We start from the raw sequence: 24,829 nt of genomic DNA on the forward strand, positions 1-24,829 counted from the left end.
ACAAATAAAAACCACCACCGAATAACATCGGCAGTGGTTCTTCGCTTGGCGGCGTCCTACTCTCCCAGGACCCTGCGGTCCAAGTACCATCGGCGCTAGAGGGCTTAACGGTCGTGTTCGGGATGGGTACGTGTGGAACCCCTCCGCCATCGCCACCAAACGCGATTTGTCGAAGCATAGCTTCTTAAAATCAGATATGGAACTGAAAATCATACACACGTTCTGTGATGTACCAATTTTCATTTCAGAGATCGTTCTCTGAAAACTAGATTCGAAACGAAACATGCGAATTATCACTTGCTATTGGATAAGCCCTCGACCGATTAGTACTGGTCAGCTCCATGCATTGCTGCACTTCCACCCCCAGCCTATCTACCTCGTCGTCTTCAAGGGGTCTTACATACTGGGAAATCTCATCTTGAGGGGGGCTTCACGCTTAGATGCTTTCAGCGTTTATCCCGTCCGTACATAGCTACCCAGCGGTGCTCCTGGCGGAACAACTGGTACACCAGCGGTACGTCCATCCCGGTCCTCTCGTACTAAGGACAGCTCCTCTCAAATTTCCTACGCCCACGACAGATAGGGACCGAACTGTCTCACGACGTTCTGAACCCAGCTCGCGTACCGCTTTAATGGGCGAACAGCCCAACCCTTGGGACCTACTTCAGCCCCAGGATGCGATGAGCCGACATCGAGGTGCCAAACCTCCCCGTCGATGTGGACTCTTGGGGGAGATAAGCCTGTTATCCCCAGGGTAGCTTTTATCCGTTGAGCGATGGCCCTTCCATGCGGTACCACCGGATCACTAAGCCCGACTTTCGTCCCTGCTCGACTTGTAGGTCTCGCAGTCAAGCTCCCTTATGCCTTTGCACTCTTCGAATGATTTCCAACCATTCTGAGGGAACCTTTGGGCGCCTCCGTTACTCTTTAGGAGGCGACCGCCCCAGTCAAACTGCCCACCTGACACTGTCCCCGCACCGGATTACGGTACCAGGTTAGAACCTAGATACGATCAGGGTGGTATCCCAACGTTGCCTCCACACAAGCTGGCGCTCATGCTTCAAAGGCTCCCACCTATCCTGTACAGATCGTACCCAAATTCAATATCAAGCTGCAGTAAAGCTCCATGGGGTCTTTCCGTCTTGTCGCGGGTAACCTGCATCTTCACAGGTATTAAAATTTCACCGGATCTCTCGTTGAGACAGCGCCCAAGTCGTTACGCCATTCGTGCGGGTCAGAATTTACCTGACAAGGAATTTCGCTACCTTAGGACCGTTATAGTTACGGCCGCCGTTTACTGGGGCTTCGGTTCACAGCTTCGGATTGCTCCTAACCACTCCCCTTAACCTTCCAGCACCGGGCAGGCGTCAGCCCGTATACTTCGCCTTACGGCTTCGCACAGACCTGTGTTTTTGCTAAACAGTCGCTTGGGCCTTTTCACTGCGGCCCCCTCGTGCTATTCACACTACCGGGGCACCCCTTCTCCCGAAGTTACGGGGTCATTTTGCCGAGTTCCTTAACGAGAGTTCTTCCGCGCGCCTTAGAATACTCTTCTCGCCTACCTGTGTCGGTTTGCGGTACGGGCACCATCACCTGGCTAGAGGCTTTTCTTGGCAGTGTGAGATCATGACCTTCGCTACTATAATTTTCGCTCCCCATCACAGCTCAGCCTTACAATGTGCGGATTTGCCTACACATCAGCCTTACTGCTTAGACGGACATCCATCAGTCCGCGTCACTACCCTACTGCGTCCCCCCATTGCTCATAACGGCTTACGGTGGTACAGGAATTTCGACCTGTTGTCCTTCGACTACGCCTTTCGGCCTCGCCTTAGGTCCCGACTTACCCTGAGCGGACGAGCCTTCCTCAGGAACCCTTAGGCTTTCGGCGGATCAGATTCTCACTGATCTTTTCGTTACTCATACCGGCATTCTCACTTGTATAATGTCCAGCGCTCCTTACGGTACACCTTCAACCCTTATACAACGCTCCCCTACCCCTGATGCAAAGCATCAAGCCATAGCTTCGGTGGTGTGTTTAGCCCCGTTACATTTTCGGCGCAGAGTCACTCGACCAGTGAGCTATTACGCACTCTTTCAATGATGGCTGCTTCTAAGCCAACATCCTGGTTGTCTGTGCAACTCCACATCCTTTCCCACTTAACACACACTTGGGGACCTTAGCTGATGGTCTGGGCTGTTTCCCTTTTGACAATGGATCTTAGCACTCACTGTCTGACTCCCGGAAGTAAGTCTATGGCATTCGGAGTTTGACTGAGCTTGGTAACCCTTGCGGGCCCCGCACCCAATCAGTGCTCTACCTCCACGACTCTGTTTTCCGAGGCTAGCCCTAAAGCTATTTCGGGGAGAACCAGCTATCTCCGAGTTCGATTGGAATTTCTCCGCTACCCCCACCTCATCCCCGCATTTTTCAACATGCGTGGGTTCGGGCCTCCAGTGCGTGTTACCGCACCTTCACCCTGGACAGGGGTAGATCACCCGGTTTCGGGTCTACGTCCACGTACTAAGTCGCCCTATTCAGACTCGCTTTCGCTGCGGCTCCGGCTCTTCACCTTAACCTTGCACGGGAACGTAACTCGCCGGTTCATTCTACAAAAGGCACGCCATCACCCCTAAAACGGGCTCTGACTTTTTGTAAGCACACGGTTTCAGGTTCTATTTCACTCCCCTTCCGGGGTGCTTTTCACCTTTCCCTCACGGTACTGCTTCACTATCGGTCGCTAGGAAGTATTTAGCCTTGGCAGATGGTCCTGCCGGATTCATACGGGGTTTCACGTGCCCCGCACTACTCGGGATCCGTCTCGGAGGGAACCAACTTTCAACTACAGGGCTTTTACCTTCTTTGGCGGGCCTTTCCAGACCTCTTCGCTTAACCGGTTCCTTTGTAACTCCATGTGAGACGTCCCACAACCCCAAAGAGCAAGCTCTTTGGTTTGGGCTTCTCCGCGTTCGCTCGCCGCTACTGACGGAATCACTATTGTTTTCTCTTCCTCAGGGTACTTAGATGTTTCAGTTCCCCTGGTATGCCTCTACATAACCTATGTATTCAGTTATGAGTAACTGGAAATTACCCCAGCTGGGTTTCCCCATTCGGACACCCCCGGATCAAAGCTTGCTTACAGCTCCCCGAGGCAGTTTCGTTGTTCGCCACGTCCTTCATCGGCTCCTAGCGCCTAGGCATCCTCCGTGTGCTCTTAGTAGCTTAACCATTGCGCTCGTGTTCGAGCTGTCGCTCCGCTTGGTTTGGACTACGTCCAAATCCAAAAGTCGCTCCATTTCGATCACTCGCTCCAGCAATCTACCTTATAAAAACACTTCACTTGTTTACACAAGATCAGCTTAAAGGAATGTTCTAATTCGCGTTTGTTTCGTTTCGATATCTAGTTTTCAAAGAACAAGCCAAATAGATGAAATTGTTTGGTGGAGCCAAGCGGGATCGAACCGCTGACCTCCTGCTTGCAAGGCAGGCGCTCTCCCAGCTGAGCTATGGCCCCTCAAATTCCATCAAAACTGAACAAATGGATAAGTAACTGTGTTGCTGTTGCAGGTTCTAAGAACCTGCATATTTGAATGTTTCCGTTGCAGGAAACGATTCTCCATAGAAAGGAGGTGATCCAGCCGCACCTTCCGATACGGCTACCTTGTTACGACTTCACCCCAATCATCTATCCCACCTTCGGCGGCTGGCTCCTTGCGGTTACCCCACCGACTTCGGGTGTTATAAACTCTCGTGGTGTGACGGGCGGTGTGTACAAGACCCGGGAACGTATTCACCGCGGCATGCTGATCCGCGATTACTAGCAATTCCGACTTCATGCAGGCGAGTTGCAGCCTGCAATCCGAACTGAGACCGGCTTTGTTGGGATTGGCTCCATCTCGCGATTTCGCAGCCCGTTGTACCGGCCATTGTAGTACGTGTGTAGCCCAGGTCATAAGGGGCATGATGATTTGACGTCATCCCCACCTTCCTCCGGTTTGTCACCGGCAGTCTATCTAGAGTGCCCATCCGAAATGCTGGCAACTAAATATAAGGGTTGCGCTCGTTGCGGGACTTAACCCAACATCTCACGACACGAGCTGACGACAACCATGCACCACCTGTCTCCTCTGTCCCGAAGGAAAGATACATCTCTGCATCGATCAGAGGGATGTCAAGACCTGGTAAGGTTCTTCGCGTTGCTTCGAATTAAACCACATACTCCACTGCTTGTGCGGGTCCCCGTCAATTCCTTTGAGTTTCAGTCTTGCGACCGTACTCCCCAGGCGGAGTGCTTAATGTGTTAACTTCGGCACCAAGGGTATCGAAACCCCTAACACCTAGCACTCATCGTTTACGGCGTGGACTACCAGGGTATCTAATCCTGTTTGCTCCCCACGCTTTCGCGCCTCAGCGTCAGTTACAGCCCAGAGAGTCGCCTTCGCCACTGGTGTTCCTCCACATATCTACGCATTTCACCGCTACACGTGGAATTCCACTCTCCTCTTCTGCACTCAAGTCACCCAGTTTCCAGTGCGATCCGGGGTTGAGCCCCGGGATTAAACACCAGACTTAAATGACCGCCTGCGCGCGCTTTACGCCCAATAATTCCGGACAACGCTTGCCCCCTACGTATTACCGCGGCTGCTGGCACGTAGTTAGCCGGGGCTTTCTTCTCAGGTACCGTCACCTTGAGAGCAGTTACTCTCCCAAGCGTTCTTCCCTGGCAACAGAGCTTTACGATCCGAAAACCTTCATCACTCACGCGGCATTGCTCCGTCAGGCTTTCGCCCATTGCGGAAGATTCCCTACTGCTGCCTCCCGTAGGAGTCTGGGCCGTGTCTCAGTCCCAGTGTGGCCGATCACCCTCTCAGGTCGGCTACGCATCGTCGCCTTGGTGAGCCGTTACCTCACCAACTAGCTAATGCGCCGCAGGCCCATCCCCAAGTGACAGATTGCTCCGTCTTTCCAGTTCTCTTCAGGCGAAGAAAACAATTATTCGGTATTAGCTACCGTTTCCGGTAGTTGTCCCAAACTTGAGGGCAGGTTGCCTACGTGTTACTCACCCGTCCGCCGCTAACCATCAGAGAAGCAAGCTTCTCTTCAAGTCCGCTCGACTTGCATGTATTAGGCATGCCGCCAGCGTTCGTCCTGAGCCAGGATCAAACTCTCCAATAAAGTATTGAAAAGAGCGATAAGCTCATTTTGAATCTGACGATTCATTGTGAATCAAAAGTTACTATCCATTTGTTCAGTTTTCAAGGAACTTGTATGTCCGTTTATGTTGATGTTTGCCAACCGGACAGGAATCTTATCATATCATGTTAACTAACTTACTGTCAACACTTTGTTTTCGTCATCTTTCAAATGATTATGACAATCATTCGTTTGAAGCGACAAGAAATAATATATCACGTAGTGATTTATTTAGCAAGCATTTTTAATCAATCTTTTGATATCATGATATCTTCATCTACGGTGTCTTGTTTCCAACCTGTATTCGACAGATTAGCACATTCTCTAAACAAGTGAAGGGTACCCTTAAAGTGCATTACATATAAAAGAAATAACTCAATTCTATAAATACTCCCTTCTATAACCACAATTAATAATGATCTAGATGAGTTTTAGTTAGAGTACCGATCGATATAAATATCCCTGGCCTTCTGATGGTTTGAAGAAAGTGATCCAAAAACTCTATAATAAGGTATATAGATATAGAGATAAGGTTAAGCAGTCAAGTGTACTACTTTCATAAGTAGCCTATGAACAATCGTATAACCATCTCGCATTGCACCTTTACACAGATCACGTACTCCATTCACAGCTAGCTATTACATATCAAAGTTCTGAATAAACTCATTACTAACCTATATGGGGTGATCGCACTTGAAGCAATGGTTGAAGAACAGACGCAAAGGTTACGGCAAAAAGTTGGTTTCCATCCATGCTTGGAATGCCTGGATTGTTGTGATCCTTGCTATAACAGGTCTTATGCTGGTAGGCGGCTTTTGGCGCGAGATACTCGGAATTGGACGTGTCTGGTTAAAATGGCTACATATCATCGTTGGGCTAGCTATGCTGGCACCCGTATTATATTACTTGATTTTGGCCGGAAAGCACTGGAAACAGCTTCGTAATAGGCCTTGGCAAAGGGTGAACACCATCTTTGTTCTTGCGCTGCTGGTAGGCTGGCTACTCTCGGGTATTGTATTATGGCAGTTCAAGCTAGCCGGACCTCGATGGTCGAATGCTGCACTTTTGATCCATGACCTGCTGACTTGGGTGGGCCTACCTTATATTATCTATCACTCCATCACTCGGACCAAATGGTTAAAGGATCCTGCACGTCGTGCGGTTAAAACCACTACAACTTCAACACCAACTCAAAATAGAGCTGATCCATCTGATTCAATATCGGATGAAAAAGAAACTCCAGCTGCTATATCTTCTTCCCAGTTTGATCGCAGTTCCCAGAGAGATCCCCTCAAATCAGAGGAGCGACCTCAACCTTTGTATACACGACGAGCTTTCATCCGTTCTGCTGTGGGGGTTGGTCTCGCCGTGACTCTTGGCCCTACTTTTATATCCTGGGTAGGACGAAATCTCAAGATCGATAATAGTATTGATAGCATGCTGGAGAACGATTCTAACCGTATGGTTCCTCTGCCACAACCGCTGTCTGCCTCTTCACCTCCCATTGGAGGCGGAGCTGAAGGTCATTTCCGCGTATATACGGTTACGCCTATACCGTCCTTCTCCAATGCTAACTGGTCTTTCCGAATTGATGGACTGGTTGAACGGGCACAGGTTTGGAATTGGGAACAATTCGTGAAGCTGACGCGCACCGTACAGGTTAGTGATTTTCACTGTGTAACGGGCTGGTCTGTATATAAGAATACCTGGGAAGGTATCTCTCTTGCACAGCTTTTGAAACAAGCCGGGGTCAAACCGGAAGCTCACAGTGTGAAATTTTATTCCGGTGATGGTGTGTATACGGATGCCATTACGATGGATCAAGCGCAAATGGAAGATATTATGGTCGCTGTCATGCATGATGGCAAACCTATCCCTGCTGATCTTGGCGGTCCGGTACGGCTCGTCATTCCTCAGATGTATGCCTATAAATCAGTAAAATGGTTGAATCGCATTGAACTCATCGACAGCGAACATATTGGTTACTGGGAAGAACGAGGATATGACAAGGATGCATGGCTTACAGGCGCATCTCAGCGCATCCCTAACAATTTAAGTGGATCATGATCAGATAAGATAAGACTGGTAAGCGTTCTTTCGTTGTAAAAATAATTCAATTAATAGCAAAAGCCCCCGATCACATATTCGTGTCTTCGGGGGCCTTTTTCTTTTTCCTCATTATGAACTCTCTGATTACACTTTAACCCTGTGGGTTCAAAAGACGTACAAGTTCATCCTCATCCTCAATCGTTGGAATACCGAGATCATGAGCTTTGGTTAGTTTACTACCTGCCTTCTCTCCGGCAATAACCAAATCTGTCTTTTTCGACACACTGCCAGTCACCTTCGCTCCGAGCGCTTCCAGTCTTTGCGTTGCCTCTTCCCGCGTCAATTGATGCAGCGTTCCGGTCAAGACGACCGTTTTACCACTGAAGAAGGAATCTTCCACAACAGCAACGGCTGGTGCCTCAGGTGCCTGAGCTTTCACACCCAAGTTAAGCATTTTCTCAATCGCAGCCTGTGTAAACGGATCTGCAAAAAAGTTTACGATGCTCTCAGCAACGATACCACCCACGTCGGGTAGTTCAACCAGTTCTTCCACGGTTGCATTCATAATGGCGTGCAGATCTCGATAATGATCAGCGAGCATGCGCGTTGTCGATTTACCTGTGTTCGGAATACCCAGTGAGTATAAGAAGGAAGCCAAGTCTCTATCTTTACTAAGCTCAAGCGCAGCGATAAGGTTGTTCGCTTTCTTTTCCCCAAACCGCTCCAGCTTCACCAAATCATCAAACTGTAACGTATACAGGTCGGCAGGCTCACGTACGTTCAATTCATCATACAACTGAATCGCTGTTTTCTCACTGAACGTCTCGATGTCCATAGCATCACGGGAAGCAAAATGGGAAATACGTGCCACCGTTTGTGGTTTACACGCAAGTCTATTGTTGCAGAACAGATGCGCTCCGCGTTGCTCCAGTGGGAATCCGCATGCCGGACACTGCTCAGGGAAGACGATTTCCTCACCATCACTCTCCTCCGTCACTTTACCCAGAATCTCAGGAATGACGTCGTTGGAGCGACGGATAAAGACCCGTGTGCCCAGAGCAAACTTCAGATTTTTGCGCTCAATATCGCCGACATTGTTCAGAGTACAGTTCTGTACCGTTACCCCGGCAAGTTCAACCGGTTCTACGCGTGCCAGCGGAGTTACTTTGCCAGTACGGCCCACATTCCATACCACAGCGTTAAGAACCGTTGTGGTCTCTTCAGCCTCGAATTTATATGCCACCGCCCAGCGAGGGAATTTATCGGTATAACCCAACACCTCGCGGGTGCGCATGTCCGTAATTTTGATAACAGCTCCATCGATCAGATAGTCTAGCTGCCCTCGGTTCTCCTGAATCGCGGCCAGTTGTTCCATCACATCATCAAACTCATGGAAATAAGTAATCGATGGATTAACTTTGAAGCGGTTCTCACGCAGGAAATCCATCATCTGCTGATGATTGGCAAACTGAATGTCATCCGAATAACCTACATTATAAAAATAAGCATTCAACCGACGCTCAGCCGTCGCCTTCGGATTCAGGTTGCGGAGCGCTCCTGCTGCTGCATTACGCGCATTCTTGAGTGGCTCTGCCGCTGTCTCATTGTATCGGTCCAAGACAGACAGATTCATGATGCCTTCACCCTGTACTTCAATCGTACCGCTTGTGTAAGGAATTTTGAGCGGAACGGATCGGATCGTTCTTACCTGTGCCAAAATACCTTCACCTACGGTACCGTTCCCTCGTGTAGAGGCTTGCACCAACTCACCGTTGGTGTATGTCAGGTTCAGCGTCAATCCGTCAAACTTCAACTCAATGACATAACCTGGTTCCGGTAAAGGCGTATCGGGATTTTTACTGTTATAGTCATTAATCAGTTTTAGTACACGGGTATTCCAGCTCCGAAGCTGCTCAATATTCTGTGCTTTGTCCAGACTCCATAAGGAGGATAAGTGGCGATGCGGGGTAAACCCCTTTAGCAGTTCGCCACCCACACGCTGTGTTGGAGAATCAGGCAGAACCATGCCGCTTTCCTGTTCCAGCGTAACCAGTTCATCGTACAGAAGATCATACTCCTTATCGCTGATCTGTGGCTGATCCATCGTGTAGTACTGATAATTATGCTGGTTCAGCTCGGTAACGAGTTGCTCCATCCGGTGCATCGGGTCCATACAGGGCCATCCCTCCGTTAATTTGATCTATGTAGAACGAACACTCCTATTGCACGTGAACTCCGATAACAGAATAACTTTCTGATCGCTGTTATCCCCGGACTTCTTTTAATCCATTTTAAAAGGTGGAAATCCGGGGATAAAGGCGAACGTCTTGCTTCTTCAATTTATTTCTGCTCTCTCTGTTATCGTGCAAAAGGAGGTTTCGTTCTTATTCTACTTTCGTAATTGGGGCAAATCCGGCAAGCAAACGTTTCACACCCACCGGAGCCGGGAAGGCAATCTGCAGTTCGGTATCATTACCTGTCCCTTTGACCGCAACAATGGTGCCTGTCCCCCATTTGCCATGCTGCACTTTATCTCCTGCCTTGAATCCTGCTTCACCATCAGAAGCTACCGGCTTGGAAGCAGAGGATGGCGTAGAATATGTTGGGCGGGAGACACTTGTGGTCACACGCGAAGTTGGCGTGGATGAGGTAGCAGATGAACCGCTTTTACTTTGGTGATCGAACAGCTTGGTGCCACCACCGAAGTTACTTCCTCCACTAGAGCCTAACCCACGTCCACCATATGAGCCTCCTCCGCTACTGCCACGGCGGTAACGATCACGAGCCATGGAGGTGTCTTCCTTCAGCTCATCCGGAATTTCATCCAGGAAGCGGGAAGGCGGGTTCGCTGTTGTACGTCCAAACAACGTCCGCATCTGTGCACAAGACAGGAAAAGTTGCTCTTCCGCACGGGTGATCCCTACATAAGCAAGTCGGCGTTCTTCCTCCAGCTCTTCATTGTCCATAAAGGCACGGCTATGCGGGAAGACTCCTTCCTCCATACCTACGATAAAGACAACCGGGAACTCCAGACCTTTGGCACTGTGCATGGTCATCAGGGTAACAACGTCACTCTGATCCTCTTCATCATCGTTCATGCTGTCGATGTCAGCAATCAATGCAAGATCGGTGAGGAACGAAACGAGCGTTTTGTCTTCATTATTTTTCTCAAATTCCATCGTTACCGACAGGAACTCTTCAATGTTCTCCAGCCGTGCACGGGATTCGAGTGTATTTTCATTTTGCATCTCAAGACGGTATTGACTCATCTCAAGAATCTTCTCGGTCAATTCAGTTACAGACAGATACTCTACCATCTGATGCAACGCAGCGATCATGTCATAGAACTCCACCAGCGCATTCCGCGTACGGCCAGCAAAACCAAGATCGTCCACGACCTGAAGTACACGGAAAATAGAAATTCCACGCTCTCCTGCCGCAGCCGCCAGCTTCGCTACCGTTGTATCACCGATGCTACGTTTCGGTACATTAATGATCCGGGTAAGGCTGATATCATCGTCGGGGTTGGATAACAGGCGCAGATACGCCAGAATGTCCTTGATCTCTTTACGATCATAGAACTTGATGCCGCCGACAATCTGATACGGAATATCAGACTTGATCAGAATTTCCTCTATAACCCGGGACTGGGCGTTAGTACGGTATAAAATCGCATGGTTCTGATAGGATTTGCCGTTCTTCACATTTTTACTAATCTCGGAGGTAACAAAATACCCCTCATCATGTTCGGAATCCGCACGGTACACCTTGATCTTCGAACCGCCCTCTTTGTCCGTCCACAGTTTCTTCGGTTTACGCCCTGTATTCAGGCCGATCACTTCATTCGCTGCATTCAGGATATTGGAAGTTGAACGGTAGTTCTGCTCCAGCAAAATCGTACTTGCTTCAGGGTAATCTTTCTCAAAGTTCAGGATATTGCTGATGTCCGCTCCGCGCCAGCGATAGATCGACTGGTCACTATCTCCCACAACGCAGATGTGGTGGTGACTGTCAGCGAGCATGCGGCACAGCATATACTGTGCACGGTTCGTATCCTGATACTCGTCCACGTGAATGTACTGGAATTTCTTTTGGTAAAAGTCCAGGACTTCCGGCACTTCCTTGAACAGTTGAATGGTCTGCATAATGAGATCGTCGAAATCAAGTGAGTTGTTGGCTCTTAACCGTTTCTGGTACATCTTATATACCTTCGCCACAATACCCTCGAAATAGTCTCCCGACTGCTTCTCATATTGCTCCGGACTGATCAGTTCATTCTTCGCCGTGCTCATCATCGATTGAACTGCTTTGGGTTCGAATTTCTTGGTATCGATATTCTGATCTTTCATACAGCTACGAATTACAGATAATTGGTCCGATGAGTCCAAAATACTGAAGTTGGAGGTAAACCCAATACGTTCAATATCACGGCGCAAAATACGCACGCACATGGAGTGGAACGTGGATACCCAAATGTCGCGGCCTTGGGAGCCACCAACCAGTTGGGATACCCGGTCTTGCATCTCACGGGCGGCTTTGTTCGTAAATGTAATCGCTAAAATGCCCCATGGGGGCGCCTTCCGTGTTGCAATGAGGTAGGCAATCCGGTGTGTCAGCACCCGGGTCTTGCCTGAGCCTGCTCCGGCCATAATCAGCAGCGGGCCATCCGTCGCCTCGACGGCTTGCCGTTGAGGGGTGTTAAGTCGTGCAACGGCATCATGTATATTTACAGGTTGCATGCATGCATGCTCCTTTCGTTGGTTGGTCGGTATAAATGATCTATCCATTACACTTGGACTTCGATTGCAGCAGCATCTTCCGATCGTCGTTATCCCCAGATTTTTTGATTCCCTTTATCAAAGGTAAAAATCCGGTGATAAATACGAACACTTCGTTTCTTCAGATTGCTTCTGCACTCTCCGTTTCTGTGTAAACATAGTCCCTGTATACGAATTTCTTAGTAAAAAAAGAACAAAATCCGGTAATAGAAGTATGCTTAGGATTTAGCTTTCTTACAGAAAGCTTTTAACGAGCATTTCGTTTCTCCAGCTCACTTCTCTCCTCTTCGTTCTCGTGTAAACGACATTACGCTCATATAACTTCTTTAATTAGTAAGGGCAAAGTTCTATTTTAACAGATCATAAGGGGAAAATGGGGGAATGGTAAACTAAACCGATTAAATGGTTCCTTTTACAGCCAACACCGTCTCAAGTGCCTTAGTTAAATCGCTGTAAACAATGTTACCTACCACGACAGTATCTGCCACTTGGGCAGCTTGCGCGGCTTTCTCCGAATCATCAATTCCGCCGCCGTAGATAAGGTGTGCCCGATCCAATTGTCTGTGTGTCTCACCAACAAGCTCCATATCTCCGAACGTTCCGCTGTACTCCATGTATACAATTGGAAGATTGAGTAGACGCTCCGCTGCCTGGGCATATGCCACCGCAGCTCCTGTCGTCAGATCCGTATCTGCACCAGTCAACCGCGCTACCATAGAGTTTGCATTCAGGACGATATAACCTTCGGCAATCAGCAGATCCCAAGGGATAAGATAACCGTAACGCTCTATGGCTTGCTGGTGGTGCCCAATCATCCATTTGCTGTCCGTTGCATTCAAGACCATAGGGATCAAATATCCGTCAAACCCGGGAACAACAGCCTCCAGATCGGATACTTCAAGCACACATGGCAACTCATAACGACGCACACGGGACATCAGGTCTACCGTGTTATCATAGGTAATCCCCGAAGATCCGCCAACGATAATTGCATCGGTCCCCGACATGCAGACCAGATCGAGTTCTTCGTCTGTAATTTCCCGGTCCGGGTCAAGCTTAAATACATGTCTCCACTGCTTAATCATGTCTATCAACGAACATTCCTCCAGAGGTTCTTCTGCATCCTAGAAAGCTTGTAAACTAAGTCTAAGTCAGCAGACAGTGAGTGTCAATGTTCGTATAAAAAGGGGAACAGAAAAACATGAATTTTTACGGTTTCCAGGCAAAACGTGTATTCATCTCATCCAGTTCCTGCTCCGTCAGCACGTCCGAGTAGACCCCGTACACGCCCCATTTCTCATAGTTAGCCACCTGTTCAGTGTCATTGATAGTATGCACGTAGGTGACTGAGCCTGCACTATTCAGCTTGGCGACGAAATTCTGGTTTACTTTATATTCCGGCATAGTCACGGCATCAATATCATTCTTTTGTACAAAATCAACAACCTGAGCTTCTGTATCCTGTGTGGCATATAACGTATAGATAATGGAAGGGAATGCATAGACTTCTTTCACCGTTTCGAGCATCGGTTCGTTATAGATCTGTACAACCACCCGGTCCAGCACGGATGGATCATGTTCTTCCGCTGCATCCACGAGGGATCTTAACACCTGCTGAATATCCTCATCCTTCTGTTCCTTGGTGTCGGTTACGATATACATATCCGGATACTCGGCCAGTACATCTATAATGCCATCGGCATCCATGGGTTGATACATGCCCAAGATTGGCGTATCCATGAATTCATCATGTGTCAACGCCCCGGCCTGTTTATCCTCCGGAAGCTCTTCGTCTTGTCCTAGCATTTTGCTCATATTAGCGGTCCATTCATGTCTGGCTACGGCTTTGCGATCCGAGGTTAACATAAAGTCGATCTCAAATACACGTGTGCCTTTCTCGTAATTGGCAATCATCGCTTCATAGGCGTTGGTATATGGTTGATCACGAATGCTGCCCATCGCATGGGCGATTAATCTATAAGCAGTAAATCCGTCCCGTTGCTCCTCACTCTCACTTTCGTAGGCGAAAAAGAGTGTGCCCACGGTAACGATCAGTAGTATTAACACGGCGGCAATGCGTTTCATATAGCTTTCACATCCTCAGTACCTTTTTGTTAGCTAACTACCCGAATTGATGAGGGGCAAAACAAAATAGCCGCCCGAGGCGGCTGTTAAATGGTGGTATGCAAGATTAAATGAATTGTGAATCTCAGTAAGCATTCTTAAGGCCTTTGCGAATAGTCTCCCATATGATTTTGATATCAAATAATAAAGACCAATTTTCAATGTAAAAGATATCTTGTTCAATTCGATCCTCAATCGAGGTATCTCCTCGTAATCCCTTGCTCTGTGCCAATCCTGTTATTCCCGGTCGGACGTGGTGTTTGATCATATATTTAGGAATTTCATCCCGGAATTGATTCACGTAGTATGGACGCTCTGGCCTTGGACCAACTACACTCATATGACCAAGCAAAACGTTGAAAAATTGAGGTAACTCATCCAGGCTTGTGCGTCTTATAAAAGTGCCAAAAGCCGTTCGTCGCGGATCATTCTTGGTGGACCACCCTGTGTCCATTGTGCCCTCAGGAATGACTTTCATCGAGCGGAATTTGAACATCATGAAGTTGCGTCGGTTAAGTCCTACTCGCTCTTGTTTGAAGATGACGGGCCCAGAAGAAGTAAGTCGTACTCCTACCGCGACAACGAGCATTACCGGAGAAGTTAAGATGATCGCAGTAAGAGAGAAAAGAATATCGAAAGTTCTCTTCATCAATCGGTTCACCGCAATATCCAGTGGAATGTCGCGAACGTTAATCATGGGCATACCCGCAAAGTTATCGAAATGCGGCCGTGCTGGCAAGTAATCAAAGAAATCAGGAATGATTAGTGTCCGAACTCCTGCCTTCTCACACACATTGATAATATGTGAATACTTATCGTGAGCATCCAGAGGTAATGCCAGAATGACTTCATCAACAAGATGCGTAGACAAGAACTCTTCCAGTTCGTCTATTCGGCCGAGAATAGGTTTGTATCTTTTCTGTTCACTCTCATCCCAGTGACGATAATCATCCATAAATCCAGTTACTTCGTATCCAAGTTCGGGATAATTTCTAAGGTTATCATAGAAACGTTTACCTAGTGATCCAGCACCAAGGATGAGCACAAACTGACGGTTAAATCCTTTTTTACGGAAGCGTTTCAGTTGTACTTTCACTATATAACGATAGAATAGTGTGAATGATACATTGCCAATCATATACATGGCGAGATATGCACGAGAGATGTTTACTTCCTTGAAAAAGAACATCAGACTCAGCAGCATGAAGAAGGCTATGCCATGAGATTGGAGAATTTTCCAAAGTTCGTCTACAAATCGTTTTTTCCGCTTGGCTACATAAAGAGAGGACATCAGTCCTGTGATGATGGCAAGAACTGCGTAAACCAAGCTCCACATCATATATTTCTCTATAGGTAGTGGATTTTGGTTCGTTAACAGGTCACTCTCAAATTTCAGCCACCAAGCCACCAAGAACGAAAGCTGAATCACGCCAAAATCAGCCGCAATATACAATTGGGTTAGAAATCGTTGATTACGCCGAATCATGGGTTCACCTCGGAAGATGCTTCATTCTCCGCTCTCAGGCGGGTTTCAGTCCGCACTTGACGGGAAGGAGGAGACAACTTGCTGCGTAATAAAGATAACGTAAACTTGAGTGAAATCCCCATCCACACAGCCGTATTCGTGAGTAGATTGTACTTCTTCGCGTAGTGTTTGCGGTGGAACACCCACATCGCTCTATGAAACTCATACGTTATTTTCAAAGGTTTACGACGAGCACTGCCGCCCTTGTAGTGCACAATATATGTACGCGGATAATAAAAAATTCCCCATCCCGCTTCTTTGATGCGATAACACCAGTCAATATCTTCTCCATACATAAAGAACGTCTCATCCAACCCGCCAACCTGGTCAACCGTCTCACGCCGCACTAGCATGAACGCACCAACAAGACAGTCTACCGGATATTCATCATCCGGGCTCAAATGTCCCAGTTGATATTGATTGAACTTCGGCCGATCAGGGAAAAGACGAGAAACACCGAATGCATAATAAAATGAAGCCGATAGTGTAGGAAATCCACGCTTACAAGCCTTATCCAAGGAGCCATCAGGCAGGATGACTTTGCAGCCTGAGGCCCCCATCTCGGGGTAGCGGTCCATGAATCCGACCATAATTTGCAGCGTATCCGGCTGAATAACGGTGTCAGAATTGAGTAACAGGATATAGCGTCCTTTCGCTACTCTCATGCCTTGGTTGTTGGCAACTGCGAAGCCTGTGTTGTCTTCGTTAGCTATAAGATGCACTTGAGGATATGCCTCTCGGATCGCTTGCACAGAATCATCCTGCGAGGCATTGTCCACGACGATGATCTCGTAGCTGTATGAAGTATTGGAGGCATAGACAGAGTCCAGACAATCCAGCGTCAGCTGAAGGGTGTTGTAATTGACGATGATGATGCTAGTGTCGACCTTTTGAAATGCCTCTGTTGATTGTAAACCGACCGAATGGGAAGCTTCTGATACTTGGGCCATTTGTAAAACTCCTGACTTGTGATTCTTTATATAAAAACTGGAACTTGTCCTCATACGAAATATACATGGTAAAAGCAAGCTTCAATAAACTATCAATTCTTAAGATAGACGATATCTATCCAACGAGAGTATATCATATTTTGGAGGAGGTAGCAGTTGAAAGGTATTATAGATATTTTCTATACCATGAAAAATCTCCCGCTCAACCATTAATGGGCGGGAGATTAGAGTGCTTAATTTTGTACTTCGGATATTTTTTTCAAAAAATCGCACAGTCCTTCACGCCAAGGCCTAAGATCATTAAAACCATTGGTACGGATCGACAGATGCTCCATCACCGAGTTTCGCGGGCGTGGGGCAGGGCGAGGAAACTGATCTGTAGCACATGGATCAACTTTGGCTTGAATATGGAAACCAGATAATAACTGAGCCTCCTCAAAAATTGCTTGAGTGAATTCATACCATGTACATGCCCCACTGTTGGAAGCGTGGTAGACGCCGTATTTTTCAGTACTCATTAAATCATGCAAGAAGTAGGCCAAATCAACCGTATACGTGGGTGATCCCTTCTGGTCGTGTACAACTTGAAGCTTTGGCTTCTCCTGACCAAGTTTCAATATAGTTTTCACAAAATTATTACCATAAACGCCATACACCCACGAAGTGCGGACAATAAACCATCGGGAAGATAAAGATTGCACCAACAGCTCTCCCGCACGCTTGGACTTACCGTAGACGCTCTGGGGATTCGTGTTATCATATTCTTGGTAAGGCTCTTCGGAGGTACCGTCGAATACATAATCCGTACTGATATAAATGAGCTTTGCTCCAATACGCTCAGCAGCTACCGCAATATTTCGGGTTCCTGTGGCGTTGATTAGGTAGGCTCCATCTACATCCGTCTCGGCGGCATCCACCGCAGTATAAGCCGCACAATGGATAACCACCTCTGGATGATACGTCGATATAACATCATTGCTTTGAAACTGATCCGTAATGTCCAATTGTTCGCGATCACAAGCCATGACGTCATGCCCCTCTTTTTCCAAAAGAAGCACCATATCCCGGCCCAATTGTCCGTTAGCTCCAGTCACAAGCACCTTCATGCCTTGGCGTCTCCCAAACGAGAACCGTATTGCTTCGCATAGTAATCCTGATACGCACCAGATTGAATACGCGTCCACCATTCCTTGTTATCGAGATACCACTGGATGGTTTCTTTGATTCCTGTCTCAAAGATATATTTGGGCTTCCAGCCGAGTTCAGTCATCGTTTTGGTCGGGTCAATACCATATCTGCGATCATGTCCAAGACGGTCCTGTACGTATTGGATCAGAGATTCGGGTTTACCGAGCTGCTCCAAAATCGTTTCGACAATGTGTACATTGGTTCTCTCGTTATTGCCACCAATATTGTAGACCTCACCATTGCGTCCCTTGTGGATGACCAGATCAATAGCACTGCAATGATCCTCTACATATAGCCAATCTCGAATGTTCAGCCCGTCTCCATATATAGGCAGAGCTTCATCATTCAACGCACGCGAGATCATGAGTGGAATGAGTTTTTCCGGGAACTGGAAAGGTCCGTAATTGTTAGAACAGCGTGTAATATTCACAGGAAGACCAAAGGTTTCGTGATAAGCGCGTACCAATAAATCTCCTCCAGCCTTTGAGGCAGAGTACGGGCTATTCGGCTGAAGTGGCGTCTCTTCCGTAAACAATCCCGTAGGCCCGAGAGAGCCGTACACCTCATCTGTTGAAACTTGAACAAACTTAGTAATATTGTGCTTTTTGGCAGCATCCAGTAATACCTGAGTACCGTTGACGTTCGTTCTTACAAACACATCCGGTTCCAGAATACTGCGATCCACATGAGACTCAGCTGCAAAGTTAACAACCACATCCACGCCCTGACCGATCAGGCGGTCCATCTCCTTGGCGTCAGTGATATCTGCTTTAACAAAGGTATGTCGCTTGTTGCCTTCAAGTGACTTTAAGTTCTCCAGATTGCCAGCATATGTGAGTGCATCCACGTTGATAATCTCATAGTCTGGGTACTGCTCAAGCATATACATGACAAAGTTACTTCCGATAAATCCGGCACCGCCGGTAACGAGCAGTTTCATACAGTTGAAACCTCCTAATTACTTCACTTCTAAATTGAAATTGATCTCCGCATTCTGGAGCAGAGGATGCCTTTGGTCCTTATCTGATAAGGTCGGATTCGATGTTGGCCAATCAATTCCAAGTGCCGGGTCACTCCATAATATGCCTCGATCGTTCTCTGGGGAATAGTGTTCGTCCACTTTATACAAGACTTGAGTGTTCGGCACCAGGGTACAGAAGCCATGAGCGAACCCTTTGGGTACTAGCAACTGACGGTGATTGTGCTCACTCAGGATGAAGCTCTCCCATTTTCCGAAGGTCGGCGAGCCTTGACGAATGTCCAAAATGACATCATAGATCGCTCCGGAAATGACATGGATTAGCTTGGTTTGAGCTTTAGGATTGAGTTGATAGTGCAATCCGCGCAGGACACCCGGCAGTGCTGATAAGGAGTGATTATCCTGAATAAAGTGATAGTTGAGTCCATGATGCTTCATGAGCTGGTCATTGTAACTTTCCATAAAAAAGCCCCGGTGATCTCCATGAACCATTGGTTCCAGCAGAACAGCTCCCTGTAACTTTGAGGAAGTCACTTTCATCGTTGAGATCCCCTTTATTATAGTTTTAATTTACCGAATTCATCTCCAAATTTGATTTCTTGTGAAAGCTCATTCGCCCTAGCGAGAGAAGCATGAGTTCCTGCGTCCGTCCACCAACCTTGCAAAATATCAAAGCTCAGCTCGCCTTTTTGAATATATGCATTGTTTACATCGGTTATTTCAAGTTCCCCACGTCCAGATGGTTTCAATGTCTTGATTATCTCGAAAACCTGGCTATCAAACATATATATGCCGGTAACCGCGTAGTTGCTTTTAGGCAACTGTGGCTTTTCTTCAATGGATAGTATGCGTGTTCCTTCAATTTCAGGAACTCCGAAACGTTGTGGATCCGAAACCTCCTGAATCAGGATTTTGGCTCCAGTTCCCTGTGCTCTAAAGTTATCAACAAAAGGAGTTATAGTATCCGAAAATACATTATCTCCTAAGATGACAGTCATTTGATCATTTCCTACAAAGTGTTTGGCAAGATCCAAGGCTTGAGCAATTCCGCCAGCCTCATCTTGAACTTTATATGTGAACGTAACACCCATGTCACTACCACTACCAAGAAGATTGACAACGTCCCCCATGTGCTCTTTACCTGTAACAATCAGAATATCCTCGATACCTGCCTGCTTAAGTTTGTATACGGAATGAAAAATCATAGGATACTTCCCCACTGGAAGAAGGTGTTTATTAGTGACCTTGGTCAAGGGATACAAGCGTGAGCCTGTCCCACCTGCAAGAATTATGCCTTTCATGAGTATAGCCTCCATTTATTTGCTTTTTATAATCATTTTAGACAAAATAAAAGTGATCGGAACTGTGATTATCATGGCAACCAATGGCACGATTTGAACATTAAATTGAGCGTACTCAACTAAAACATAGAGCATTAGCATGTTAACTATATATTGTACCAAATAAACAATTGGGAATTTAAGGAATTTCCGAAATGATATTTTCTCTTTAAAAACAAATACCGAATTTAGATAATAGGATAGAAAAATACCTGCAATATAAGATACGGAGTAAGATAGGGAATAATTGTAGAACAGCAGCAAAAATAAATACATCAGATATGTAGCCAGCGTATTTATTCCTCCACTGATCAAAAATTTCAAGAATTCCTTATTCAAATGTTTGGTCAATAACATAAGAAGGCCGTTCCCTGCTTTCATCTAATATCCTCCAAAGATATTCCCCAATTGTTCCTAACATAACCATAATAACACCTAACAAAAATGTGATTAGTGCAATGATCGTAGTCCATCCCTGCAACTCAATAATTCCAAATACGGTACTTACCACTACAAAAATCCCATATATAATACTAAGTACAGCAGTGAAAAATCCAATTAAAGACATAAAACGGATTGGTGCATAAGAAAAACTAACAAATGAATCGACAAATAACTTGATTTTTTTTGAAAGTGTCCATCTTGACTTCCCAAGTTTACGTTCTTGTCTGACATAAGGAATTTGAACTTGGTCATGTCCAAGCCAAAAAATCAAACTCATAATATTAGTGTTTTTTTCCCGAATTTGAAGTATTTCCTGAACCACTTGCTGGTCTATTAGTAAAAAATCGAATCCACCTTTGGGATACCCCTTCAGTGCAAGCTTCTCTAACAAGAAATAGTAGGTATTAGAGAACAACTTCTGGGAGAAGGATTCTTCACGGTCCGCTCTGGTTCCGAGTACAATCTTTTTACCTAATTTCCAATGGTCCAGCATCTCCCTGAACATTTCAGGTGGATCCTGTAAGTCAGCAGCAATGATCCCAACACAATCACCAGTTGCATACTCCAATCCGGCTTGAATTGCAGCCATGGAGCCAAAGTTCCGGCTAAGTTTGACTACCTTGATTCGTGAATCTCGATCCTTAGCTTCAAGAAGTAAATCTAAAGATTTATCTTTGGACCCATCGTCAACAAACACGAACTCAAATTCACACTCTGGCATAAGACTTTGCAGTTTCTGCAACCGTGGAACGGTATGCGGTATATTTAATTCGTTGTAGTAGATGGGCACCACAATAGAGAATTTAATTCGTTCTGTACTCATTTACGACCTCCACAACTCTCACAACCTCTTCCATATCCATGACTGGACTTATGGGCAGGCTAACCACTTCAGCATGAATTTGCTCGGAAACAGGATATACAAGATCACTCCACTCTTTGTAAGCTTCTTGCTTATGGGGTGGAATCGGATAATGAATCATCGCCTGTACGCCATTTCTGTTCATGTGCTCCATGAAATGATTCCGTTCTTTCACCCTAACAACAAATAAATGCCACACATGAGATTCTGTAGCATGCTGTACAGTAGGCAAGATCACTTCAGAATTAATAATATGGTCAGAGTAATACGCAGCAATCTCTCTTCTTCTCTCATTGTCCTGTTCAAGCCACTTTAGTTTTTCACTTAAAATCGGTGCCTGAAGTTCGTCTAATCTGCTATTGTACCCCTTGTATAAATTCTCGTATTTCTTATGAGAGCCATAATTACGAAGAGCCATTAATCGATTGTACAAACCTTCATCATTTGTAGTGATAGCCCCACCGTCTCCTAAGGCACCCAGATTTTTTCCTGGATAAAAACTGAATGCAGCCGCATCTCCCAAATTCCCCACACGTTTGCCGTCATACAATGCACCATGGGCTTGGGCACAGTCTTCTATTACTCTTAAATTATGTCGATTGGCAATCTCATTAATAGGGTTCATATCACAGGATTGTCCATATAAATGTACGACTAATATTGCTTTTGTTTTGGGAGTGATATGTGCTTCAATTTTGGCAGGATCCAGATTAAAAGTTAGCAAATCAGGCTCCACTAATACAGGAATAGCACCATTAGCAGAAATTGATAATATCGAAGCGATATAAGTATTGGAGGGCACGATCACTTCATCACCTGGGCCGATATCGTAGCCATAAATAATAAGTTCAAGCGCATCCAACCCATTAGCAACACCTACGCAATATTGAGTACCACAATATTCAGCAAATTCATTTTCGAAAGCTTTTACGTTACTACCTAAGATGTACCAACCTGAATGAAGAACTTTATGTACTCCGTCCAACAAGGCCTTCTCATGGCGTAAATTTATTTTCTTGAGATCCAAAAATGGAATCAATCTAGCTCACCTAATTTCCATGAAGTATTAATTTTCTACAATGAAGCCACGTTCAAGAGAATATTTTTTATGGCATTCTGGACATTCCAACAATTTGTTTAATTTCTCTCCACAGTTACAGATATAGCTCTTAAACACCGCTGGATTCCCATACCATAGGGTATTGTTAGGGATATCCTTGGTAACAACAGAACCAGCACCAACCATAGCATATTTACCAATAGTGTTCCCGGCTATTATAGTTGAGTTTGCTCCTATAGATGCCCATTCTTCGAGAGTGGTTTTCAGAAATTCAGACGGGTACTGTTTAGATCGCGGTCTAAGATCGTTAGTAAAGGTGACATTAGGCCCTATAAAACATTATCTTTAATTCTAATCCCGTCCCATATATAAACTCCTGACTTTACAGTGACATTATTTCCAATAGTTACGTCATTCTCAATGAAAGTGTGATCGTTGATATTACAGTTTGAGCCTATCTTCGCATTGGGCAATACATGGGCAAATGCCCATATACGAGAGTCGTCCCCGATATCCGTTGTTTCGACAATGGCTTGAGGATGCACGAAATAACTATTCACCCACCATACACCTCCATAAATTGAGTATAATCGCGGATGTAATCTTCAGGGTCGTATAAATGTGAAGCAAGAACCAAAAGTACACAATCGGGCGAAAAATCATACATTTCATGCCAATCGTTAGGCTCAAGAACAAGGAGTTTGGTAGGTGAGTCCAATGTAACGTCTGTTTTACGTTCGGTATTATCCAAAAAAACCTTGCACGTTCCAGACAGACATACCAAGGCTTGTCTAGTTTTGTGATGGGCATGGAATCCTCTTCGAACTCCTTCAGCCGTTCCATAAATATAGAAAATCCTTTTCGTCTCGAAGGGAATATTAATATTGCTTTCTATAACTGCTAAAGCCCCTCTCTCATCACCTAGCTCTTGCACCTCTATAATTTTGCTAATTTTTTTTGTGCGCTCGTTACGCATCATCATTCCCCCTCAATATTCAGAAAAAACCAAACCAATTAATTCTACCTGTAGATAATTCTAATTTAAAGGACAATAAGGAGATTGATGTAATCATAATAAATAAAATAGAAATAAGGAACAATGTAATTCTAGTTTTTGAATACTTGTTTTCCTTATACAATTCAATAATACGAACAATTCCAAACCCGACAAAAGGAAGCGCCATAAACCACAGTGGGTAACCAAAACGTGATTCAACAACTGCTGTACCAATAAATAATGCATATACTACAAAAGGTATGATAAAACCAAGTGCCATAAACTTATATTCGACTGTCTTCGCTCTGTTCTTTAAGAATACAATCATTCCGTAAAATGACACTGCCCAGAAAATATATAACAATATCGGCGCATAAACCCTACTCGCTGGATAAAAATCATGGATGTACGTATCAATATATCCCCAATCCAAGACTCCAAAAATATGAGAGAAGTACGCAAGTAAAAAGGCAGGTATGTTATGAATGACAAGATCAAATATGCTATAAGCAGGATCTATTTTGAAAGGTGTTGCATATATCAATTGTGGAACTTCATCGGGAATAACTACTGTACCGTATTTCAAATATGTTGCGGCTAATCTGCTTTGAAAATCATACAATTTATCATGTATAAGTATATTCCAATCATTATAATTTACAACGTTATTGTACAACTGTGGAAGAAATATAATTGATGATATAACCCCAGCTAAAATTCCTTTCAAGAAACTTAAATCTTTCAAGAGAAACTTCCTTAGGAAAAGTAGCACAAAAACACTAAAAACCAAAATCAAAGTAGATGGTCTAATCATTACCGCTGAAAAACTTAACATAAAGACCCCAATATAGATTTTTATACTTTCAAATCGATTAAATATAGTAATAAATATCGCTAGAGCTATGAGACAGCAAGCGGTAATATCTGTGAGAAATAATGTCGTTGATTGAATTAAATAAGGATTAAGAAAACCAAAGCAAATTATTGTGTAATACATAGCATTAATATTAGTACGTAATAACACCTGACGAGCAATATATGAAACTGTGTATATATAAAGAACATATTGCAATATACTCACAATCACTTTTGTGTAGTGCATTGCATCACCAGTAAAAATTCTTACAAAAGAAATCAATAGTGGATATAGATATGTTCTAAGGGACTCATTAAAACCGAATACACCTTTTTCCATAATTTGCTGGCTCAAGGCAATATAACCTGTCTCGTCATAATAATTGATTGTGTAATTTTGCTTCAGATAATGAAAAAATATTAGACAGGATATAAGTAACAAAAATATATATATTTTCTTGACAATGATTATCTTCAAAAAAAG

At 45.2% G+C, this 24,829-nt stretch carries 17 protein-coding genes, 1 tRNA gene and 3 rRNA genes; 1 reads left to right on the forward strand and 20 read right to left on the reverse strand.

Going from position 1 to position 24,829, the window contains the following annotated elements:
• Positions 1-43: 43 nt before the first annotated feature.
• The 4 genes from rrf to NST38_RS27155 form a co-directional block, all read right to left on the reverse strand.
• Positions 44-160 (reverse strand): 5S ribosomal RNA (gene rrf / locus NST38_RS27140).
• 143 nt (positions 161-303) lie between these two features.
• Positions 304-3,229, reverse strand: a 23S ribosomal RNA gene (locus NST38_RS27145).
• Positions 3,230-3,439: 210 nt separating this feature from the next.
• Positions 3,440-3,515, reverse strand: a tRNA-Ala gene (locus tag NST38_RS27150).
• A gap of 108 nt (positions 3,516-3,623) precedes the next feature.
• A 16S ribosomal RNA gene (locus NST38_RS27155) occupies positions 3,624-5,176 on the reverse strand.
• Together the 16S, 23S and 5S rRNA genes with 1 tRNA gene alongside form the textbook arrangement of a ribosomal RNA operon.
• A 711-nt stretch (positions 5,177-5,887) precedes the next feature.
• On the opposite strand from NST38_RS27155, the gene NST38_RS27160 reads away from it, so the two are divergent.
• Entirely contained in the window at positions 5,888-7,261 is a 1,374-nt protein-coding gene (locus NST38_RS27160) for a molybdopterin-dependent oxidoreductase (protein WP_076254154.1), read from the forward strand.
• Between the two features lie 133 nt (positions 7,262-7,394).
• On the opposite strand, the gene ligA is transcribed toward NST38_RS27160, so the two are convergent.
• The 16 genes from ligA to NST38_RS27240 form a co-directional block, all read right to left on the reverse strand.
• Positions 7,395-9,416, reverse strand: a complete 2,022-nt coding sequence (ligA, locus tag NST38_RS27165; protein ID WP_047840609.1) for an NAD-dependent DNA ligase LigA — start codon at positions 9,414-9,416, stop codon at positions 7,395-7,397.
• A gap of 211 nt (positions 9,417-9,627) precedes the next feature.
• Positions 9,628-11,982 carry a DNA helicase PcrA gene (gene pcrA / locus NST38_RS27170; protein WP_341344193.1) on the reverse strand — a complete coding sequence of 785 codons (2,355 nt, stop codon included), beginning with the start codon at positions 11,980-11,982 and terminating at the stop codon, positions 9,628-9,630.
• A gap of 437 nt (positions 11,983-12,419) precedes the next feature.
• Positions 12,420-13,115 (reverse strand): heptaprenylglyceryl phosphate synthase, encoded by a 696-nt coding sequence (locus NST38_RS27175; RefSeq protein WP_341344194.1) that lies wholly within the window; start codon positions 13,113-13,115, stop codon positions 12,420-12,422.
• 115 nt (positions 13,116-13,230) lie between these two features.
• Entirely contained in the window at positions 13,231-14,106 is an 876-nt protein-coding gene (locus tag NST38_RS27180; protein WP_047840611.1) for a phosphatidylinositol-specific phospholipase C/glycerophosphodiester phosphodiesterase family protein, read from the reverse strand.
• A 124-nt stretch (positions 14,107-14,230) separates the two neighbouring features.
• The gene (locus NST38_RS27185) at positions 14,231-15,631 is read right to left on the reverse strand and encodes an undecaprenyl-phosphate glucose phosphotransferase (RefSeq protein WP_047840612.1); all 1,401 of its coding nucleotides are present in this window, start codon (positions 15,629-15,631) and stop codon (positions 14,231-14,233) included.
• The gene (locus tag NST38_RS27190) at positions 15,628-16,620 is read right to left on the reverse strand and encodes a glycosyltransferase family 2 protein (RefSeq protein ID WP_082218814.1); all 993 of its coding nucleotides are present in this window, start codon (positions 16,618-16,620) and stop codon (positions 15,628-15,630) included. Before NST38_RS27190 ends, NST38_RS27185 begins: the two co-directional genes overlap by 4 nt.
• 233 nt (positions 16,621-16,853) lie before the next feature.
• The gene (rfbD, locus tag NST38_RS27195) at positions 16,854-17,726 is read right to left on the reverse strand and encodes a dTDP-4-dehydrorhamnose reductase (RefSeq protein ID WP_047840613.1); all 873 of its coding nucleotides are present in this window, start codon (positions 17,724-17,726) and stop codon (positions 16,854-16,856) included.
• Positions 17,723-18,748 carry a dTDP-glucose 4,6-dehydratase gene (rfbB, locus tag NST38_RS27200; protein ID WP_341344195.1) on the reverse strand — a complete coding sequence of 342 codons (1,026 nt, stop codon included), beginning with the start codon at positions 18,746-18,748 and terminating at the stop codon, positions 17,723-17,725. The genes rfbD and rfbB overlap by 4 nt, the downstream gene beginning before the upstream one ends.
• Before the next feature lie 18 nt (positions 18,749-18,766).
• Complete coding sequence (gene rfbC / locus NST38_RS27205; protein WP_340387724.1) at positions 18,767-19,327, reverse strand: dTDP-4-dehydrorhamnose 3,5-epimerase; 561 nt, start codon at positions 19,325-19,327, stop codon at positions 18,767-18,769.
• Between the two features lie 17 nt (positions 19,328-19,344).
• Positions 19,345-20,088, reverse strand: a complete 744-nt coding sequence (locus NST38_RS27210; RefSeq protein ID WP_340387726.1) for a sugar phosphate nucleotidyltransferase — start codon at positions 20,086-20,088, stop codon at positions 19,345-19,347.
• Positions 20,089-20,103: 15 nt separating this feature from the next.
• Complete coding sequence (locus NST38_RS27215; protein ID WP_341344196.1) at positions 20,104-20,508, reverse strand: GtrA family protein; 405 nt, start codon at positions 20,506-20,508, stop codon at positions 20,104-20,106.
• Positions 20,459-21,394 carry a glycosyltransferase family 2 protein gene (locus NST38_RS27220; RefSeq protein ID WP_307415951.1) on the reverse strand — a complete coding sequence of 312 codons (936 nt, stop codon included), beginning with the start codon at positions 21,392-21,394 and terminating at the stop codon, positions 20,459-20,461. Before NST38_RS27220 ends, NST38_RS27215 begins: the two co-directional genes overlap by 50 nt.
• Positions 21,375-22,472, reverse strand: coding sequence for a DegT/DnrJ/EryC1/StrS family aminotransferase (locus NST38_RS27225; protein WP_341344197.1), 1,098 nt, complete (start codon positions 22,470-22,472; stop codon positions 21,375-21,377). Before NST38_RS27225 ends, NST38_RS27220 begins: the two co-directional genes overlap by 20 nt.
• A gap of 350 nt (positions 22,473-22,822) precedes the next feature.
• Complete coding sequence (locus tag NST38_RS27230; RefSeq protein WP_341344198.1) at positions 22,823-23,053, reverse strand: hypothetical protein; 231 nt, start codon at positions 23,051-23,053, stop codon at positions 22,823-22,825.
• A complete protein-coding gene (locus NST38_RS27235; RefSeq protein WP_341344199.1) occupies positions 23,050-23,469 on the reverse strand; it encodes a sugar 3,4-ketoisomerase in 420 nt (139 codons plus the stop codon). The genes NST38_RS27230 and NST38_RS27235 overlap by 4 nt, the downstream gene beginning before the upstream one ends.
• Before the next feature lie 19 nt (positions 23,470-23,488).
• Complete coding sequence (locus NST38_RS27240; protein ID WP_341344200.1) at positions 23,489-24,823, reverse strand: hypothetical protein; 1,335 nt, start codon at positions 24,821-24,823, stop codon at positions 23,489-23,491.
• Positions 24,824-24,829 lie beyond the last annotated feature (6 nt).

The organism is Paenibacillus sp. FSL H8-0104 (assembly GCF_038050215.1).
Taxonomy (GTDB): domain Bacteria; phylum Bacillota; class Bacilli; order Paenibacillales; family Paenibacillaceae; genus Paenibacillus; species Paenibacillus amylolyticus.

Bases quoted from the DNA above. Each gene is read 5' to 3' on its own strand.
- NST38_RS27210 (WP_340387726.1), bottom strand. From the start codon at position 20,088: ATGAAAGGCATAATTCTTGCAGGTGGGACAGGCTCACGCTTGTATCCC.
- pcrA (WP_341344193.1), bottom strand. From the start codon at position 11,982: ATGCAACCTGTAAATATACATGATGCCGTTGCACGACTTAACACCCCT.
- NST38_RS27190 (WP_082218814.1), bottom strand. From the start codon at position 16,620: ATGGCCCAAGTATCAGAAGCTTCCCATTCGGTCGGTTTACAATCAACA.
- rfbC (WP_340387724.1), bottom strand. From the start codon at position 19,327: ATGAAAGTGACTTCCTCAAAGTTACAGGGAGCTGTTCTGCTGGAACCA.
- NST38_RS27235 (WP_341344199.1), bottom strand. From the start codon at position 23,469: ATGCGTAACGAGCGCACAAAAAAAATTAGCAAAATTATAGAGGTGCAA.
- rfbB (WP_341344195.1), bottom strand. From the start codon at position 18,748: ATGAAACTGCTCGTTACCGGCGGTGCCGGATTTATCGGAAGTAACTTT.
- rfbD (WP_047840613.1), bottom strand. From the start codon at position 17,726: ATGAAGGTGCTTGTGACTGGAGCTAACGGACAATTGGGCCGGGATATG.
- NST38_RS27215 (WP_341344196.1), bottom strand. From the start codon at position 20,508: ATGAAAGCAGGGAACGGCCTTCTTATGTTATTGACCAAACATTTGAAT.
- ligA (WP_047840609.1), bottom strand. From the start codon at position 9,416: ATGGACCCGATGCACCGGATGGAGCAACTCGTTACCGAGCTGAACCAG.
- NST38_RS27180 (WP_047840611.1), bottom strand. From the start codon at position 14,106: ATGAAACGCATTGCCGCCGTGTTAATACTACTGATCGTTACCGTGGGC.
- NST38_RS27185 (WP_047840612.1), bottom strand. From the start codon at position 15,631: ATGATTCGGCGTAATCAACGATTTCTAACCCAATTGTATATTGCGGCT.
- NST38_RS27220 (WP_307415951.1), bottom strand. From the start codon at position 21,394: ATGAGTACAGAACGAATTAAATTCTCTATTGTGGTGCCCATCTACTAC.